16 protein-coding genes are annotated in these 16,497 nt (G+C 63.5%); 8 read left to right on the forward strand and 8 right to left on the reverse strand.

Annotation, left to right across the window (positions count from 1 at the left end; all coding sequences use genetic code 11):
* Positions 1–139: 139 nt before the first annotated feature.
* Positions 140–2,167 (reverse strand): 4Fe-4S dicluster domain-containing protein, encoded by a 2,028-nt coding sequence (locus IPM16_13355; GenBank protein MBK9124086.1) that lies wholly within the window; start codon positions 2,165–2,167, stop codon positions 140–142.
* Between the two features lie 104 nt (positions 2,168–2,271).
* On the opposite strand from IPM16_13355, the gene IPM16_13360 reads away from it, so the two are divergent.
* From IPM16_13360 to IPM16_13380, 5 genes are all read left to right on the forward strand, one after another.
* Entirely contained in the window at positions 2,272–2,529 is a 258-nt protein-coding gene (locus IPM16_13360; protein ID MBK9124087.1) for a type II toxin-antitoxin system HicA family toxin, read from the forward strand.
* Entirely contained in the window at positions 2,526–2,747 is a 222-nt protein-coding gene (locus IPM16_13365) for a type II toxin-antitoxin system HicB family antitoxin (GenBank protein MBK9124088.1), read from the forward strand. The genes IPM16_13360 and IPM16_13365 overlap by 4 nt, the downstream gene beginning before the upstream one ends.
* Positions 2,744–3,100, forward strand: coding sequence for a hypothetical protein (locus IPM16_13370; protein MBK9124089.1), 357 nt, complete (start codon positions 2,744–2,746; stop codon positions 3,098–3,100). The genes IPM16_13365 and IPM16_13370 overlap by 4 nt, the downstream gene beginning before the upstream one ends.
* Positions 3,101–4,456: 1,356 nt before the next feature.
* Positions 4,457–4,687, forward strand: a complete 231-nt coding sequence (locus IPM16_13375) for a hypothetical protein (protein ID MBK9124090.1) — start codon at positions 4,457–4,459, stop codon at positions 4,685–4,687.
* A gap of 81 nt (positions 4,688–4,768) precedes the next feature.
* Positions 4,769–6,241, forward strand: coding sequence for an SDR family oxidoreductase (locus tag IPM16_13380; GenBank protein ID MBK9124091.1), 1,473 nt, complete (start codon positions 4,769–4,771; stop codon positions 6,239–6,241).
* Between the two features lie 60 nt (positions 6,242–6,301).
* Here IPM16_13380 and IPM16_13385 read toward each other — a convergent pair whose 3' ends face one another.
* Positions 6,302–7,669 carry a hypothetical protein gene (locus IPM16_13385; GenBank protein MBK9124092.1) on the reverse strand — a complete coding sequence of 456 codons (1,368 nt, stop codon included), beginning with the start codon at positions 7,667–7,669 and terminating at the stop codon, positions 6,302–6,304.
* Positions 7,670–8,265: 596 nt separating this feature from the next.
* Between IPM16_13385 and IPM16_13390 the strand changes: the two genes are divergently transcribed.
* Complete coding sequence (locus tag IPM16_13390) at positions 8,266–8,832, forward strand: TetR family transcriptional regulator (protein ID MBK9124093.1); 567 nt, start codon at positions 8,266–8,268, stop codon at positions 8,830–8,832.
* Positions 8,833–8,843: 11 nt separating this feature from the next.
* On the opposite strand, the gene IPM16_13395 is transcribed toward IPM16_13390, so the two are convergent.
* The 3 genes from IPM16_13395 to IPM16_13405 all read right to left on the reverse strand — a co-directional run bounded on the left by IPM16_13395 (position 8,844) and on the right by IPM16_13405 (position 10,946).
* Positions 8,844–9,488 (reverse strand): alpha/beta fold hydrolase, encoded by a 645-nt coding sequence (locus tag IPM16_13395; GenBank protein ID MBK9124094.1) that lies wholly within the window; start codon positions 9,486–9,488, stop codon positions 8,844–8,846.
* Positions 9,489–9,529: 41 nt separating this feature from the next.
* Positions 9,530–10,120 (reverse strand): dihydrofolate reductase family protein, encoded by a 591-nt coding sequence (locus tag IPM16_13400; protein MBK9124095.1) that lies wholly within the window; start codon positions 10,118–10,120, stop codon positions 9,530–9,532.
* A 199-nt stretch (positions 10,121–10,319) separates the two neighbouring features.
* Positions 10,320–10,946, reverse strand: a complete 627-nt coding sequence (locus IPM16_13405) for a hypothetical protein (GenBank protein ID MBK9124096.1) — start codon at positions 10,944–10,946, stop codon at positions 10,320–10,322.
* Positions 10,947–11,072: 126 nt separating this feature from the next.
* Between IPM16_13405 and IPM16_13410 the strand changes: the two genes are divergently transcribed.
* Together IPM16_13410 and IPM16_13415 are read left to right on the forward strand one after the other, a co-directional pair.
* On the forward strand, positions 11,073–11,531 hold the full coding sequence (locus IPM16_13410) for an NUDIX hydrolase (GenBank protein ID MBK9124097.1): 459 nt from the start codon (positions 11,073–11,075) through the stop codon (positions 11,529–11,531).
* A gap of 93 nt (positions 11,532–11,624) precedes the next feature.
* The gene (locus IPM16_13415) at positions 11,625–12,563 is read left to right on the forward strand and encodes a DMT family transporter (protein ID MBK9124098.1); all 939 of its coding nucleotides are present in this window, start codon (positions 11,625–11,627) and stop codon (positions 12,561–12,563) included.
* Between the two features lie 19 nt (positions 12,564–12,582).
* Here IPM16_13415 and IPM16_13420 read toward each other — a convergent pair whose 3' ends face one another.
* From IPM16_13420 to IPM16_13430, 3 genes are all read right to left on the reverse strand, one after another.
* Positions 12,583–15,000: a hypothetical protein gene (locus tag IPM16_13420; protein MBK9124099.1), complete on the reverse strand. Its 2,418-nt coding sequence runs from the start codon at positions 14,998–15,000 to the stop codon at positions 12,583–12,585.
* Between the two features lie 3 nt (positions 15,001–15,003).
* Complete coding sequence (locus IPM16_13425; protein ID MBK9124100.1) at positions 15,004–15,540, reverse strand: tetratricopeptide repeat protein; 537 nt, start codon at positions 15,538–15,540, stop codon at positions 15,004–15,006.
* A gap of 71 nt (positions 15,541–15,611) precedes the next feature.
* Entirely contained in the window at positions 15,612–16,460 is an 849-nt protein-coding gene (locus IPM16_13430; GenBank protein MBK9124101.1) for a SurA N-terminal domain-containing protein, read from the reverse strand.
* Positions 16,461–16,497: the final 37 nt, after the last annotated feature.

Genomic DNA, 16,497 nt, shown 5'->3' on the forward strand with positions numbered 1-16,497 from the left:
CTTTTCCTGCATCGCTTGCCCTCGCCCCGGACACGGCACCGCCGTGTCCCTACCGACGACACGAGTTCTTGCCCTCATCACTCAGCACTTGGCACACATCACTGCCCTCGGAGCGCCGTGCGTTTCAACGCATGGCGACCTACGACAACCGCTCCGCCACCAGCTCGGCGATGTCCTTGACCACCGGCCCGTCGGGGATCTCCGACTTGGCCGATTCAAACATCTGCGCGCAGAACGGGCATCCCACGGCCACGACCTCCGCGCCGGTGGCCTGCGCCTCCTTGTAGCGCGTCACGCTGACCGATGCCGTCCCGTGCTCCTCTTCCTTCCAGAACTGCGCGCCGCCGGCCCCGCAGCAGAAGCTGTTCATGCCGTGGCGCGGCATCTCGCGCTGTTTGATGCCAACCGCGGTCAGCACGTCGCGCGGCGCCTCGACGATGTCGTTGTGCCGGCCCAGATAGCACGGATCGTGGAACGTCACGTTGGGCGCTTTGGTCGCGTTCTTTGCGCTCGCCGGCAGCTTGCCCTTGGCGATCAGCTCGTCCAGCAGCTCGGTGTGATGCACGACCTCGTAGTCGCCGCCGAACTGGTGATACTCCTTGCCGATGTTGTGGTAGCAGTGCGGGCAGGTCACGACGATGCGCGGCGGCTTGACCTCATTGAGCGTCTCGACGTTTGCCGAGGCCATTTCCTGATACAGCGCCTCGTTGCCGGCGCGGCGGGCAGCGTCGCCGGTGCAGGTCTCCGCCTCGCCCAGCACGGCGAAGTTGACGCCGGCCTTGTTCAGCACTTTCACCAGCGCACGGGCGGTCAACTGCGCGCGCGGATCGTAGCTGACGGCGCAGCCCGTCCAGTACAGGATGTCGAAGTCGGGGTTTTCGTCCACGGCCGGCACGGGGAATTCCAGCCCCTTGGCCCACGCGAAGCGGCTCTCGGTGCTGCCCCACGGATTGCCGCGCCGCTCCATGCCCTGAAACGCTGCGGTCAGCTCGGACGGGAACTCGCTCTCCATCAGCACGCGGTCCTGCCGGATGCCGAGGATGTCGTGCATCGGCTCGTTGCCGACCGGGCAGATGTCGACGCACGCGCCGCACGCCGTACACGCCCACACCGCCGACTCGCTGATGGCGAATCCGACCAATGTCGGGGCGTCTCCACCGGCGGCCAGCGCGCTCTGATCGTCCTTGATCAGGAAGCGCTTGTTGACCTCCAGCGCCGAGGGCGACAGCTCTTTGCCGGTGACGTACGCCGGGCACACGTCCTGACAGCGGTTGCACTGAATGCACGCGTAGGCGTCGAAGATGGCCGTCTTGGGCAGGTCGGTTAGCGTCTTGACGCCGAACTGCTCGGCGTCCTCGTCCTCGAGGTCGAGCTTGCGCATCTCGCCGAGGCTGGTGCGTTCGGGCTTGGTCAGGTAATTCAGCGGCGCCATGAACAGGTGCGCGTGCTTGGTATAGGGGAAGTACGGCAGGAACACCAGGATTCCGCCGAGCGCGAGCCACCACATCAGGTGGCGCATGAGGGTCAGGCCGTCACCCTGCAGCCCGCCGAAGATCACCGAAACGGCCGAGGCGAACGGCATGAACGGGTCGAACGCGCCGTGCTGCTGGACGACGACCGCCTCGCCGAGGAAGCGCGCGCCGACGTGCAGCAGGATAAACCCGGCGACGATCATCGAGTCGCGCGTGACGCCGCCCGCCTTGACCTTCGGGTGCAGCAGCACGTTGTCGCGGAACTTGAGCTCTCTGCGATCCGGCAGAATGAAGCGGCGAACGACGAGGTACGCCACGCCGACCAGCACCGCCACGCTCAGCACGTCGGCCAGCAGGCGGAACCCGTCGTAGAGCAGGCCGGTCGACTTCAGCCAGTCCTCGAAGCCGGGGATGAACCCCCACAGCGCATCCACAGCGTTGACGAGGAAGTAGAACGTGAAGCCCCACACCACGGCGGCGTGCATGATGCTGGTGAGGCGGCGCGTCTTGAGCGTGGTGCGCTGGCTGAGGTAGATCCACAGCGCGTTGGAGGCGCGCCGGACGAGGTTGTTGAGCGACAGCGACCCCTCACCGCGGTTGATCACCTGCCACATTTCGAGGAAGCCGATGTAGGTCGCGCCCACAGCCAGCAGGGCGAGCAGAATGAAGAGCATCTGTTCAAACGGCGTCAGCATAAAGCGGAGTCCTTAGTAACGGTGCGAAACGCTCTATCCGCCGTAGTGTAACGCGGGGCACGCGATGCGTGCTATATTTGAAGAGGACTTGAACGCGGTGAGATATGCTGAAGCTTCGAAAGCTGCTCGTCAAAGCGATGGCGTCGCGGAACATGCGCTTTGACGAATTCACGGTACTGGTCGAGGGGTTTGGTTTTGAGCTGAAGCGAATTAGTGGAAGTCATCGAATCTACAGACACGAGCGGGTGTCTGAGGTTCTCTCGCTGCAACCAGACAAGAACGGCCAAGCCAAACCCTATCAGATCCGTCTGCTTCTTCGGCTCGTCGAAGAGTACTCCTTGACCCTCGCGGAGGACGAATGAGCGATTATCACATCAACATCTTCTACAGCGACGAGGACAAGGCCTACATCGCGGATATCCCTGACCTCAAATACTGCACAGCGCACGGCGACACGCCGGAAGAAGCACTGCGCGAAGTGCTGTTCGCGAAGGAAGGCGTCCTTGCCGTCTTGCGTGAAGAAGGCGTGGCGATTCCCGAACCCCGCTATAAGCCGTTGATCTATCAGATTGCCGGGTGATTACGCGTCATCGCCGGTCCATCCGCCTGCAGGGCTACGATTACACACAGTCCGGCGCGTATTTCGTGACGATCTGCACACGGGACCGCACCTGCCTGTTCGGCGAGATTGCCGACGGGACGATGACTCTGAACCCCGTTGGCGAGGTCGTGCAGGCGTGTTGGGACGCCATCCCGACGCATTTCCCGACGGTCGAATTGGACGCGTTCGTCGTGATGCCGAACCACGTGCACGGGATTTTGGTGATCACGGACGATTGGAAGGACGGCGGGGGCGATTCTGTCGGACCGTCGTCGGTGGTAGGGGCGACCGATCGGTCGCCCCATATGCACCAAGATAAGGAAAAAGGGTAATCTTTTCGCCTCTCACCGCAGAAAAGAGACCCTTCTTCCATGACAACCATAACGGAACTGAGCGAAACGCTGCAAGGTCTGTTGAGTACAACAGCCAATGAGTTGGCAAAAAACGGGATTCATCCGTCGGCAGCGAAAAGTCACGGGAGCAGGGTTTGCCCAGACGCTGGTGCTTGGCGGGCTGATGGCCCCGGCAGCGACGCGGCGCGAACAGCAGCACCATGCTGTGCAGGTTGGAATGCCGATCAGTACGCAAGGACTGGAACAGCGTTTCACAGCGACCGCGGTGACGTTCATGCGGCAGTTACTGAGGAAGGGCTGCGGCAGACCATTCAAGCGAGCAGCAAGGGACGGTGTTGCCGTCATTCAACGGCGTCTACATCAGCGACCGCAGTCGGGTCGAGTGGTTGGCAACGGGCGGAAACTGGCGGTACGCTGGGAGTTACAGCGCGGGCAGTTGGAGATCCAACTGCGGGAACTACGGAGAACGACCAGAAGAGCGCGGTGGTAGACGCGGCGCGCCCGAAGGTGCGCTGCATCTGAACGATCTGGGTTTCTTAGCTGACCCGCTTCCCAGCGCGGGGGCGGGGGTCGTCCCCCCCGCTTCGTCAAAGTCGGCACGACCGTGTTCACCACAGAGGAGAACCGCTCGATCTGCTGCAGCATTTGAAACAACTGCCCGGACCGCAGTGTCTGCCTGTTCAAGTCGGGAACCAAGCGCGTCTGTCTGCTTACTTGATAGCGGCCCCATCCCGCGCCAAGCGCTGCAAACGCGGATGGCGCGGCTAAAAGAACAAGCACGGCTGGACCAACGCCCGACCTCCCCGTCAAACCGCCTTCGCGCGCTGGACGATCTATCTGACCAACATCCCCGACTTGACCTTCGACCAAGCTCACACCCTGCGCGCACGCGCTGGCATTGAGCTGCTGTTGCCTGGAAGTCTCATGGTCAGATCTTGCGCTCACGCACGGCCGATCCCCGTCGACAACTCCCAGGGCTACGCCAAGCTCTTGGCGGTTTTGGTCGCCCACCGATGCTGTTGGTCGCTGGCTGGTCCCTGACAACCTCGGCTCTCCGATGCGCTTCGCCTCGTCCGCACGCATACACCTCTGCTCATGCGCGCCTTCACATGCCCACCCCTCTGGCGTGTCCTCTGGCTCTGGCTCACCGCCGATCTGCGTCTCGCCGCACGCCGTTCCAAACGGGCCAAAGTCCCTCTCGCTTTCCAACTCTGGCAGGTTTTCGACTTCTCATGGTCTTAACTTGGTGCATATGGGGCGACCGATCGGTCGCCCCTACAGACCCCCGGAACGACCCGTGCGAACGGACCGCGGCGCGGTTCGCTGGGCGCGATTGTGGGCCAATTCAAATCGTCGGTCACCCGCGAGATCAACCGGCGCACCGCCTACACCCACGGCCCGATATGGCAGCGGAACTATTACGAGCACATCCTCCGCAGCGCGAGCGACCTGAACCGCCTGCGCGTATACGTCGAGTCGAATCCCGCGGCGTGGCCGGATGACGACCTCTACCAATACGATCCGGGCGTTGACCCCGACTGCGTCCGCCCGCCCGGCCGAGAATGAGCGGCCGATAATCGACCCCGTTTGATGCGCTGATATACTCGGACGCATGTCCATTCGATCCGTCCCGAGGCAAGCCCCACGATGACCGACAGCACGACCACCGAGCGCCCGTACGTCCTCGTCACCGGCGCAACCGGCTACATCGGAGGGCGTCTGGTGCCGGTGCTGCTCGACGCCGGCGTGCGCGTGCGCGTCATGGCGCGTGATCCGCGGCGGCTCGAGGGGAGAGCGTGGTTTGATCGCGTCGATATCGTGGCGGGAGATGCGCTCAAGCCGGACACGCTCGACGCGGCACTCGACGGCATCGATGTCGCCTACTACCTCATCCACAGCATGCGCGGCGGGGACGACTTCGCCGAGCGCGACATGCAGGCCGCCCGCTCGTTCAGCCATGCCGCCCAGCGGCAGAGCGTCGGACGGATCATTTATCTGGGCGGCTTGGGCGACTCGGCCAGCGAGCTGTCGGAGCACTTGCGCTCGCGCCAGAGAACCGGCGACGCCCTGCGCGAATCGAGCGTACCGGTGACGGAATTCCGCGCCGGTGTCATCGTCGGATCGGGGAGCTTGTCGTTCGAGATGATCCGCTACCTGACCGAGCGCGTGCCGGTCATGGTCTGCCCGCGCTGGGTGTATACGCGCGTTCAGCCGATCAGCGTGCGCGACACGCTTGAGTATCTGGTGAGTGCTTTGCGCGTGCCGGAAAGCGCCGGACAGGTGGTCGAGATCGGCGGCGCCGAAGTGATCACTTATCGCGATATGATGCTCGGGTACGCCAAAGCACGCGGACTGCGCCGGTGGATGATTCCGGTCCCGGTGCTCACCCCGCGCCTGTCTTCCTACTGGGTCCACTGGGTCACGCCGGTGCCGGCGGACATCGCACGGCCCCTCATCGAAGGGCTGCGCAACGAGGTTATCGTCCGCGATGACGCCGCGCGAACGCTGTTCCCGGACATTCAACCGGCGTCGTTCGAGGTGGCCGTCCACCGCGCGCTGGATAAGCTGCAGGCCAGCCAGGTTGAGACCAGTTGGGTCGATGCGTTGGTCAGCAGCCAACCCTCGGCCACCCCGGCTGTGCTCACCACCCATGAAGGCATGATCCTCGAACAGCGCCAGCAGGTGGTGCAGGCCGGGCCGGAAGCGGTTTTTCGGGCGTTCGCCAGCCTCGGCGGTGCCAACGGGTGGCTGTACTTCAATTGGGCGTGGCGCATACGCGGCATCATGGACCGGATGGTCGGTGGCGTGGGACTCAGGCGTGGGCGGCGGCATCCGACCGAGGTGCGCATTGGCGATGCGCTCGATTTCTGGCGTGTCGAGGCGGTCGAAGCCAATCGCATGACGCGACTGCGCGCTGAGATGAAGGTGCCGGGCTGGGCGTGGCTGCAGTTCAGATCCGAGCCGGAAGACGGCGGCACACGCCTCACTCAAACCGCGTACTTTGCGCCGAAAGGGCTGTTCGGGTTGATCTACTGGTACGGCCTGTACCCGATTCACAGCCTGATCTTCTCCGGGTTGATCCGCAAATTGGCGGAGCGTGCGGAGCGCCAACCCGAGTAGTCCGACCTGTGCCGATGCCTGACAAGCAGCGGGATTTCGTTCCCGTGTGGCGTCCGCCCGCTAGTCGTCGCCGTTGTACAGGAACTGGATGCGCGACCAGTCCCACAGGTGGTCAACCGTCTCCCGGTACTCGTCGGAGTGCTCGTCAAAGTCCCACGTCCACAGCGTGAACTTGAGCCGGTCGTTCCAGCGCCACGTTTCGAGGCTGAGCGTGCCGCGCAGATGGATGAAGAAGCTCGCCGCGATCAGCACGGTCACGCCGGCGACCAGCGCGCGTCGACGCGCGTGGTGGGCGGGGTCGAACACGGCGGCGAGTGGGTCGATCAGGAAGTAGCATAAGAACGGCAGCATGCCGGTGAAGAAGCGCGGACCGAACGAGTCACCCGCCCACCAGATTGCCCACGCCGAAATCACGATCCAGTGCAGGCCGACGTTGGTCAGCAGCAGGATGTCGATCCACCGCGCCCGTCGTGTCGCAGCTTTGTACACCGCCGAGACTACTCCGAGCAGCAGCACGGGGGTGAACAGGAACAATCCGCGCCCGGGGCTGATCAGGTTGCCGAACATCGCCTCGAAGATCGACATCGACCAGCGGAACGACGCGCTGTACGGCGACACGATCCCGCCGTGTACGGTCAGATTGTGTATGACGAACGGGATCCCGACCGAAAGTCCGCCGAGGATGTAGGACAGCGCGACATCGCGGTGACGCGCCAGTATGTACAGCGTGAACAGGATGACGGCGATCGCGTTGGTCGGCCGGATGACGTAGGACAGACCGATGGCGATGCCCACGACGAGCGCACCGCGCCGGCCCACCCTCGTGGAATCGAGCACGAACAGCGCGATCAGTAAGACCAGCATGGTCGGGCCGTGCTGCCACAACACGCGGCTGGCGGTGCTCCATGCGCTTGTGCAGAACGCGAACACGAACACGAGCGTCAGCGCCCCCGGCACCGTCAGCCTGCGCCGCGCGATGCGATACAACAGCACGGCGCACGCGGCGACCAACACCGACGCGGCGAACGCCTCGATCATGATCGTCACACCCCATCGGCTCTGGATCAAGCCCGTCACAGTCGTGCCCATGGCGCGCGCGGCAAGATCGACGGGCAAGACGAACGGCAGCGCAAACAGCGACGGACCGAGCGGGTAGACGTTGTAGAAGTGACCGTCGTGCTCGCGGACGCCGTAGTTGTCTTGAAACGCGATCCAGCCGGCGAATTCGTCGAGGTCGACATCTCCCTCATTGAGAATGCTCGCGGCGACGGGGACGAACCACATGCTGTCGCTCTGGAACCGGTAGCCGATCGGCACCGGCCATGACTCGCCTTCCGGTGCGGCGAAGCCACTAATGAAATGAATTACAGCTACGAATACAAAGACGATAAGTGAGCTTCGTAGGGCAAGCAGGGCGTTGTGCTTCACACGGGCATTGCCTCCCGACCGGATCCGGGCGCGCGTCCGCATTAGGCGGTGGGCAGGCACGTTTTGTGGCCGTGCTTAGGCGGACGCTAAGGGGAGTCGTTAGGTGGTGGATCCGGGCTGCCGACGATCAATAAACAAGCTCATGTTGCGGTCGTGTAATAATTCGTACGCACTATGCTGATTACTATAACATGACTTGTAATGGCAGGTCAACAACATGGACTCTGCATAGGTGCTCTGAATATCGGCAACAACTGATCACTGCTTCGTTAGTCAATCCAGCGATAGCTCTCGCGGGAGGATATGTCCGCAGGCTGTACATCTGCATCGGCAGCGGCCTTGCCATGATGGAGATCGTACTGCCGCTGGCGACGCTGCTACAGGCAGTTCACGTGGCAGTGCTGCCGGAGCAACCGGTTGAGATAGAATGGGCGGGTACGCTTTGACCGAGGCAGGGTTTGCGGGCGTCCCTCTCGCGCCGGTAAGACGAACGCGAGACTACGGCGCCGCAGCGGCAGCGATCATAAAGTGCCACAGCGCGCGATCGAAATGTAATGTGGCATCTTGTGTGATGCATGCTTACGTGGGAGGTGCCGATGCGAAGGACAAAAGAGGAGGCGTTGCAGACCCGCGGTGCCCTTTTGAGGGCGGCGGCAGATATCGTAGTCGGTCAGGGCGCAGGGTCCTTCACGCTGGAGGCGGTGGCTCAGCATGCAGGTGTGACGAAAGGCGGCCTGCTGCATCACTTCCCGTCGAAGGAAGCGCTGGTCGACGGTCTGATCGACGACGTGCTGGAGCGATTCGCGAGTCGCCTTCAGGTCGAGTTGGCCAACGAGGCAGAGGGTCAGCCCGGGCATTGGATGCGCGCCTACATTCGCATGATGCTCGCGGTGCAGGACGACGACTTCTACCTGATCCCGACTCTGGCCGCGATCGTGGTGTCTCAGCCCGCGACGATCGAGCGTATTCGAAGTGCCATGCTCACGAGCCAGCAAGCGGCAGCTCACGACGGAATCGACCCGACGCGCGCCACAATCATCCGGCTCGCCGTCGACGGCCTGCTGTTCACCCGTGCATTTCACCTCGACGTCGTCGACGACGATATCCGGCGCGACGTGCTGGACGCGCTGATCGGCATGACCCGCGCATCCGGCGAAGACTGAGGCGCGGGACGTTATCCCTTCAGGAACGCCAGCGTGCGTTCCCATGCCAACGCAGACGCTTCGGCGTTGAAGGCGTCGGTGCGGTCAGGCTCGAAGAACCAATGCCCGGTGCCGGGATAGCTGTAGAACTTGAACGGGCGGCCGGCGGCTTCGAGTTCGTCGGCGACCCAATCGATGTTGGACTGCGGCTCGTACGGGTCGTCGGCTGCGAAATGGCCGAGGTAGGCTGCCTGCGAATTGGCGAAATCGGCGGGGCCGCTGCCATAGAAGATCACGACCTTGCGCACGGCCTCGGGCATCCGTGCCGAGAGGTCCAACGCGTAGAATGCGCCGAGCGAAAAGCCGATCACGCTCACTGCGTCGGTTCCTGCGCCGGCCCGTTCAGTTAGGAACGCGACCGCCCGCTGAATCTCCTCCCGCGCTTGCTCGACGCGTTCGTCGAGTTCGCCGCCGAGTGTTTCGGCCTCGGGAATCGTGTGCGCGACCTTGCCGTGATACAGGTCGGGCGCGAACACGACGTAACCCTCGCCGGCGAGCCGGTCGCAGATGGCTCTGACCGTGTCGTTCAATCCCCACCACGCATGGAGCACCAGCACCGGCGCGCCGCTGCCAGCGGACGGAACAGCGAGATAACCCTGCGGCTGTGACATGGACATGAAACTCTCCTCGGTACTCAGTCGAAACAAAAGCGAATGAACTAGCGCGTTACGGCGTACTTGATGTGCGTGACCCCGTGCCCGGTAACGACCTTGCGCTGTTCGAGGTGCAGCGGCGTGACGGTTAGCCGGTCGAAAAGGCGAATGCCCGCGCCGAGCACCACGGGAACGATGTGGAGGTGGATCTCGTCGATCAGGCCGAGGTTGAGCGCCTGCTGGACAATCTGCGTGCCGCCGATGCCGAGCACCTTGTCGCCTGCGGCCTGCTTGCCCAGCGCGACCGCATGCTCGACACCTTCGGTGACGAATTGAAACGGCGAGCCGTCATACACCCACTCGGCGGGCGGGTTATGCGTCACGATGAACGTCGGAACACCCAGTAACGCCTTGCCGCCCCATGCCTTCGAGACGTCGAAATCGCGCCGGCCCGTAACCAGTGCGCCGAGCTGCGACCACTCCTCGTCCAGCCACGCCTTGCTGGCAGCCGAGATCATGAACTTGAGATCGGAGTGCGGCGCGACGAACTCGGTGTCGCCCGAGCCGTACCAGCCGAAAATTTCGCCGATTCCGTCGTTGGCGTCGGCGATGAAGCCGTCCAACGACATCGTGAACTCGGTTGTCACCCTACCCATGTGCCACTAACCCTCCCGTGTCATATAGAACATTTGTATTATAATCACGATTCGCAGAAATGCGCACGCGGAAACCGCGTGTTTGCGGAGGTCTCACCGAAACCTCACTCCCTAAATCGAGCATCACGAGACGGGGTGAGGTTCTGGTGGGGATTAGGGCAGCGCCCTAATACGAGCTGTACGCAGTGGGGAGTGGCGGCTAGCCCATACTGCCGATGAGCAGCAGCGGGATCGTGAGGCCGATCAGCGCGCCGACGACGACCTGCGGGACGGTGTGGCGTTGCAAGCGCAGGCGCGCCACGGCGACGAGCACCAGCAGCGGCAGCGTGACCCACAGGGCCGGCGTCCCGTAGGCCCAAACCGCGCCGACGACCGCCGCGCCGCTGCTCATGGCGTGCATGCTGACCTGCCATACAAGCGTGATTGCTGCGAGCAGGCTCAGCTGAATCAGGCTTGAGAGCGCCAACAGCGGGACAACCGACGGCGCGCCGAGCGCGCGCAGCGTCCACCATGCAACCGTCGTGGTGACGATCGACACGAGAAACGGCTTGATGCGCTGCTGGCGCACGGCCATGTGAATGTCGGTAATCTTGCCGCGCTTGACCATCCACGCGATGTATACAAGCGGCAGGATACACACCAAGCCGACATAGATCAGCGCCCATGTCAAGGCTTGTTCACGGCTTTCTGCCGCTTGAAACGCGATCGGGAAAGCCAACGCGCCCCATAATACCGGCGGGCTGAACAGATCGCTCACAAGGCGCGCCCAACCGAAGCCGGGGCGGTCGACATACATGCGGAGCGTGCTCAGTGCGCGGTTCACCATCGACAGCAGATTCCAACCTTCACCAACAAACGGCGGTACTATACCATAGACTTATTAAGCAGTGTTGAATCGTTGGTAGTTGTTGTGCAAACGTATCCCAGCCCGGCGAAGTTGAGTCCGTCCCAGATGCGCGTGGAGAACCGTGTCCGCGCGATTCTGGTTGACGCGGACAACCGCCTCGTGCTGATCCGGCGCGAGAAGGCCGGCGTGCCCCCGTACTATGTCGCCCCCGGTGGCGGGGTCGAGCCGTCCGACGCCAATTTCCACGCGGCGCTGCGGCGTGAAATGCGCGAGGAATTGGGGGGAACGGTTCATATCCACCGGCTTGTGTATATCACCGAGGCGATGCGCGGCGTCGACCTGCGCGTGCGCCAACTGTATTACGTGTGCCGTCTGCAAAGCATCAACCTTGCCGACCGCAACGGGCCGGAGTTCAACGACCCTGCGCGTGGTAAGTACATCGTCGAACGGGTATCGCTGCTGCCGACCGCGTTGGAGAAGCTGCGCATCCTGTCCGACGACCTCAAGTTGTTCCTGATCATCAACGCGTTCAAGCTGTTTCAACTCCCCGAAATCCAGCCGTAAGCGCCAATTGGCCGGACTGCTCACCCTGAATTGGAACTAGGCTCCGTGCCGTAATCGGCGCACAATACGCAAGTTGCCCAAGAGAGGACGCGTATGAAGACGTTTGCGTGGGTCAGTTTTTGGCTGGTCGCGGCGATTTGGGGTTCGTCATTCCTGCTGATCCGTGTTGGAGTCGAGCATTTCACGCCCGGCCAGATCGCGGTGATTCGCTGTGTGATCGCGGCCATCGGCCTCAACGCCGTCATGCTGGCACGGGGCAAGCGCTACCCGCGCGATCTCGGCGTCTGGATCGCATTCGCAATCGTCGGCTTCGGCAACGCCGCGCTTCCCTACTGGCTGATCGGCCTGGGTGAACGTACCATCGAAAGCGCGCTCGCCAGCGTCATTCAATCGACCGTTCCGATGTTTTCGCTCGTGATCGCGCACTTTGCGCTGGCGGACGAGCGCGTCAACACGCAGAAAATCCTCGGCCTGCTCATGGGTTTCATCGGCGTGACAGTGCTGGCCCTGCGCCAGACCGGCAGCGGTCATGAGAACGCGCTGGGCGGGATGTTGATGGTCGTTGGGGCGTCACTGTGCTACGCGATCCTGACGGTCTACACCCGCCGCCGTCTGTCGAACAACATCGAGCCGATCGTCATCGCCGGATCGACGTTTATCCTGTCCGTCCCCGCCGCGCTGGCGCTCATGCTGCTCGAGCCGGTGCTCGGTGTGCAGGTTGCCGCGGATGTCGGCCCGATGTCGGGCGAAGCCATCGGATCGGTGTTGGTGCTCGGACTGCTCAACACCTTCATTGCATATCTGTTCTTCTACTATATCATCCGCGAGCTGGGCGCGTTCCGGGCCACCAACGTGACCTACGTCGTGCCGGTGTTCGGTGTCGTGCTGGGCGCGCTGGTGCTCCGCGAACAGATCGATATTGCGTTGGTCGCCGGGGCCGGCTTAATCCTCTCCGGCATTGCTGTCATTAACCTCGGCGGGCGGCTTGCGACGTGGGTGCGCCCGCGCAGCCGACCTGCCACCGTCGCCTAGCGCAAAGCGCGCTGACGTCCTAGGGAATCTCGCCCGGCAGCACGGCCACGACACCATCGACGATTTCTGCGCCTTCGGCCGTCAGATCGGTGATGGTGCCGGTTTCGGGGTCGAAGTCGTACACCTTGACCCACAGCCGCACGGGGCCATCCGGCCAGTCGTCTGGCAGCAGCACGGCACGATGATCCCATACGGCCTCGCCGGGGGAGAGCAGGGTGGTCGTCTTGAACGTCGCGCCCAGCCAACTGTCCCGGCCTTGCGCGCGAATGAACGAGTTGTCGACGCTCACGACGAACAGGGCTACGGTGTAATCGTCGGTCGGGGGCTGATCGGCACGCCAGACGAGGCTGACTGGAAACGTGCCGCCGGCGGCCGGCACAGCGCCTTCAGGGATCGTGTAGCCGAGCAGCTCGAGCGATCCGCTGCCGTCTGGATGCGTAAACGTGTACGGCGCTTCGACCTGCGGCACGGCGGGCGCGTCCCACTCTGGCGCGCGGTGCGTGTCGTAGCGCAGAAGCCGCGCATACGGCGAGAACTCGCGCTCGCCGACACGATAGTATCGTTCGCCCATGTAGCGCTCGAACGGGCGCCGCGACCATGCGAGTATCGGGCTGCTGTCCATAAACAGCCACAGGTTTGGCGCATACGCCGCCCAGCGCCGGATGATCGGCTGAAGCCCGGGCGCGATCTCCTCGCGTGCATCCTCGCTGACGACCGCAACGGGCTGTTCGAAGCTGCCCCGGTCGCCGGGGTGATAGGGGAGACCGACGATCCAACGGCGCCCGACTTTGCCGTAGTTCATCCAGAAGTAGGTCGTCTCCGGGCTGTTGATCAGCACTGCGCCGCCCTGCGGCACCTCCTCGCGGATAACCTCGACAGCGTCGAACAAGTCGCGACGCTCGGCGAGGTAGAACGGGTCGCGGTCGTAAAGCTGGCGCAGTCCGGCGAACGTCAACACGACGAGCGACACCGTCGAAACACCGATCAGCAGCCAAGTCCGCCGCCGTCGCAGGGCGAGCGCGGCCAGCGCCGCCGGGATCCCGAACAGCGCGGCGTACGGCAGGATGTCCGCCCGCGCCCACGCCCAATTGACCGGCTCGACGCCGATCGCCCGCAGCAGCCCGACCGGCCGGATGTACGCGAGGTCGTTGAACCCGGGCAGCCAGTAGGTGAGGCCGAAGCTGGCGTCAAATACGGCGCGATCGTAGGCCGCCCAATTGAACACGACCGACGATAGCTGCCACCACAGGCTGTAACCGCACAGCGCAATGACCGCAGCGCGCTGAGGCCAACGCGTGAGGCGCGGCCATACCTCGACCGTGAGCAGCGCAAGCAGCGGAATGATCGGTAGCAGGAAACGCTGCGGCCAGATCGTGCCGCCGAACCAGTTGCCGCCAAACTCGCCCTCGCCGCGCAGCAGCCCGTATCCAAGCACAAACCCGAAAGCGATCAGCACGATGGAGGCGACCAACGCCGGGCTGCGCCGCCACAACAGCCATGCCCCCGGCACAGCCAGAAGCAGTACCGGTGATGTCCCCCAAACGCTGCCGCCGATGCTGAGCGCATAGGTATGAAGGGCAGTACGCGTCGTCTCCGGAATGATCGGGAAGGACGGTCGCAGCAGATAGCCGCCGGGCAGTGTGTCGCGCAGTAGTTCGGGCAGCGGGGTGTAGATCAGCGCAAGCACGAGCACGGCCAACGCGGCGATGAGGAACCCGGCGGCGCGGCGCATCCATGAGCGTTTCCATACGGCAGGCGGGAGCACGAGCAAGGCCAGCCCCGGCAGCGCGAACAGCGTGACGTCCTTGGTCCAATACGACAGGGCGAGCATGGCCGTGGCGGTGATGCCTGCGAGGACGCGGCGTGGTACGGTCGGGGCGCGCGGCACGTCGTACAGCGCCAACACGGCCAGCATCAGCCAGACGCACATTAGCGGCTCGCGGAAGAAGGTTTGGCTGTACGTCCACCAGATCGTCAGGATGCCGAACGCCAACGCGGTGACGAGCGACGCGCGCGGCCCAGCACCGAAGCGGCGGCAGGCGATGTACACGAGCGCGCCAACCACCGCGCTGATGCCGGCATTGAACAGCCACAGCGCGTGCGCGAGGCCGACGCCGGTGACGCGCTCTGCGGCGGCGTAGAACGGCGCGTTGACGTGAATGAACAGCGGGTCGGCAATGGTCGCATGAAGCGGCGGTTGACCGTCCGTGAACCGGCGCGGCAGAGACTGCCACATGCCCTCGTCGGCTAATGGCAGGCCAAAGCGCGCCGCGCCGCCTACGGCGTCAAAGTATTCGAGCTGGTCGCCCAGCTCGATCCGCCCCGTATACGTAATGAGATAGACGGATGCCAGCAGCACCGCCACGATCAGGGCACGAGCGGCGTCAGCAAAGGCCGGCCCACGGAGACCCGGGCCGGGGGCGTGCCGCGCGGCCACGTGCTACTTCTTCAGCACCTGATTGCGCCGTTTCATCACCCACTTGAGCATACGCTGCGACCGGGTGAGATTCTCGAGGTTGTCGAGGCCTTTTTCCATCGTTTCGGCGCCGTGAATGAACTTGCGCTCTTTGACCTGCAGCGTGCCCATCGCGACGAGCGTATCGGCATGCATTTGTTTTTCACCGAGCTCCTCGAACACGTCGGCGGCCTGTGCATAGCACGTGTAGGCCTGCTCATGATCGCCCAGCGCGGCATACACGCCGCCCATGTTGCCCAACACCTGTGCCGTGCGCAGGGCGTCGCCCATGTCTTGAAACGTTGCCAGCGCCGCGCTCATCAGGTCAAGCGCCTGCTGATTTTCACCCAATGCGCGGTGGACGAGGCCGATGTTGACCTGCATTTCGACCGCCTTGTCTTCCTGACCGGCAGCCCGATACGCGTCGGCGGCTTGATTGAACAGCTGAATGGCCTGTTCGTAATTTTTCTTCTGATAAGCGGCGATACCGCTGTCCTGCAGCTTCTTGGCGTCGTCGGCCATGAGCGTCCTCCTTGCCGGTGCCGTTACAACGGCGTCTTTCCAATCGTAGCGCAGTTTGGTGGACCGAAGAATTAAAACAGGCGCTCGATGGTCGCCGCTTGACGCCGTTCCATCAGCCAGTTGATGAAGCGCTGTTCCTGCGCGATGGCTTCCTCGCCGGACATCAACGGGCGCTCGCCGAATTCAAGGGTCTGCACGATATGCCAGCCCAGCGCGGTCTGGACCGGGCCGGACATCTCGCCGGGTTCGAGGCTGAAAGCCAGATCGGCCAACTGCGGTGTCGTCAAGTCGGTCCGGACGAAAAAGCCGAGGTCTCCGCCGACGTCCTTGGTCGTGACATCGCGGCTCACTTCCGCTGCCAATGCCTCGAACATCTCGCCATTGGCGAGCCGGTTGCTGACGGCCTGTGCCTCGTCTTGCGTCGTCAACAGGATGTGGCGCGCATGGACGGTACGGATCGCTTCGACCTCGCCGCTTTGCAGCAGCACGGCGTCGCGTACGCGTTGTGTCAGCAGGTTCGAATACAACGCCGAGCGGAAATCTGCCTCGGTATAGCCGTTGTCGGTCAGCCAAGCGTCCCAGTCGGTCGTCAGGGCTTTCAGGGCGTTGATCTCGGCGTCGATGTCCGCCGCGTCGACGGTAACGCCCAGCTCCGCTGCGGCCTGTTCGATCAGCGTTTGTTCGATCAGCGCGTCCAGCACTTGATTGCTGACCTGCTGCGCGATCGCACTGGCTGGCGACAAGCGCGCGACCGCACGCTCGTATTCGTCACGGGTGATGTCTTGCCCGTTCACCCGGACGACGACGTCGGGAAGATTCTCGGTGGTCGTCTCGCCGAGAATCGGCGGCGCGGCCTGACCGGCACACGCGGCCAACACCGCGGCGGCGGCGCACAACAGCACGGCAATCAAGCGGCTCAACAGCACATCCTCTTCGAACGGTCTCGCGGTACTGAAA

Origin of the sequence: Candidatus Flexicrinis affinis, assembly GCA_016716525.1 — a bacterium.
Taxonomy (GTDB): domain Bacteria; phylum Chloroflexota; class Anaerolineae; order Aggregatilineales; family Phototrophicaceae; genus Flexicrinis; species Flexicrinis affinis.

Coding starts and splice junctions, on each gene's coding strand:
- IPM16_13355 (MBK9124086.1), bottom strand. CDS start 2,167: ATGCTGACGCCGTTTGAACAGATGCTCTTCATTCTGCTCGCCCTGCTG.
- IPM16_13360 (MBK9124087.1), top strand. CDS start 2,272: ATGCTGAAGCTTCGAAAGCTGCTCGTCAAAGCGATGGCGTCGCGGAAC.
- IPM16_13365 (MBK9124088.1), top strand. CDS start 2,526: ATGAGCGATTATCACATCAACATCTTCTACAGCGACGAGGACAAGGCC.
- IPM16_13380 (MBK9124091.1), top strand. CDS start 4,769: ATGACCGACAGCACGACCACCGAGCGCCCGTACGTCCTCGTCACCGGC.
- IPM16_13390 (MBK9124093.1), top strand. CDS start 8,266: ATGCGAAGGACAAAAGAGGAGGCGTTGCAGACCCGCGGTGCCCTTTTG.
- IPM16_13395 (MBK9124094.1), bottom strand. CDS start 9,488: ATGTCCATGTCACAGCCGCAGGGTTATCTCGCTGTTCCGTCCGCTGGC.
- IPM16_13400 (MBK9124095.1), bottom strand. CDS start 10,120: ATGGGTAGGGTGACAACCGAGTTCACGATGTCGTTGGACGGCTTCATC.
- IPM16_13405 (MBK9124096.1), bottom strand. CDS start 10,946: ATGGTGAACCGCGCACTGAGCACGCTCCGCATGTATGTCGACCGCCCC.
- IPM16_13410 (MBK9124097.1), top strand. CDS start 11,073: ATGCGCGTGGAGAACCGTGTCCGCGCGATTCTGGTTGACGCGGACAAC.
- IPM16_13415 (MBK9124098.1), top strand. CDS start 11,625: ATGAAGACGTTTGCGTGGGTCAGTTTTTGGCTGGTCGCGGCGATTTGG.
- IPM16_13425 (MBK9124100.1), bottom strand. CDS start 15,540: ATGGCCGACGACGCCAAGAAGCTGCAGGACAGCGGTATCGCCGCTTAT.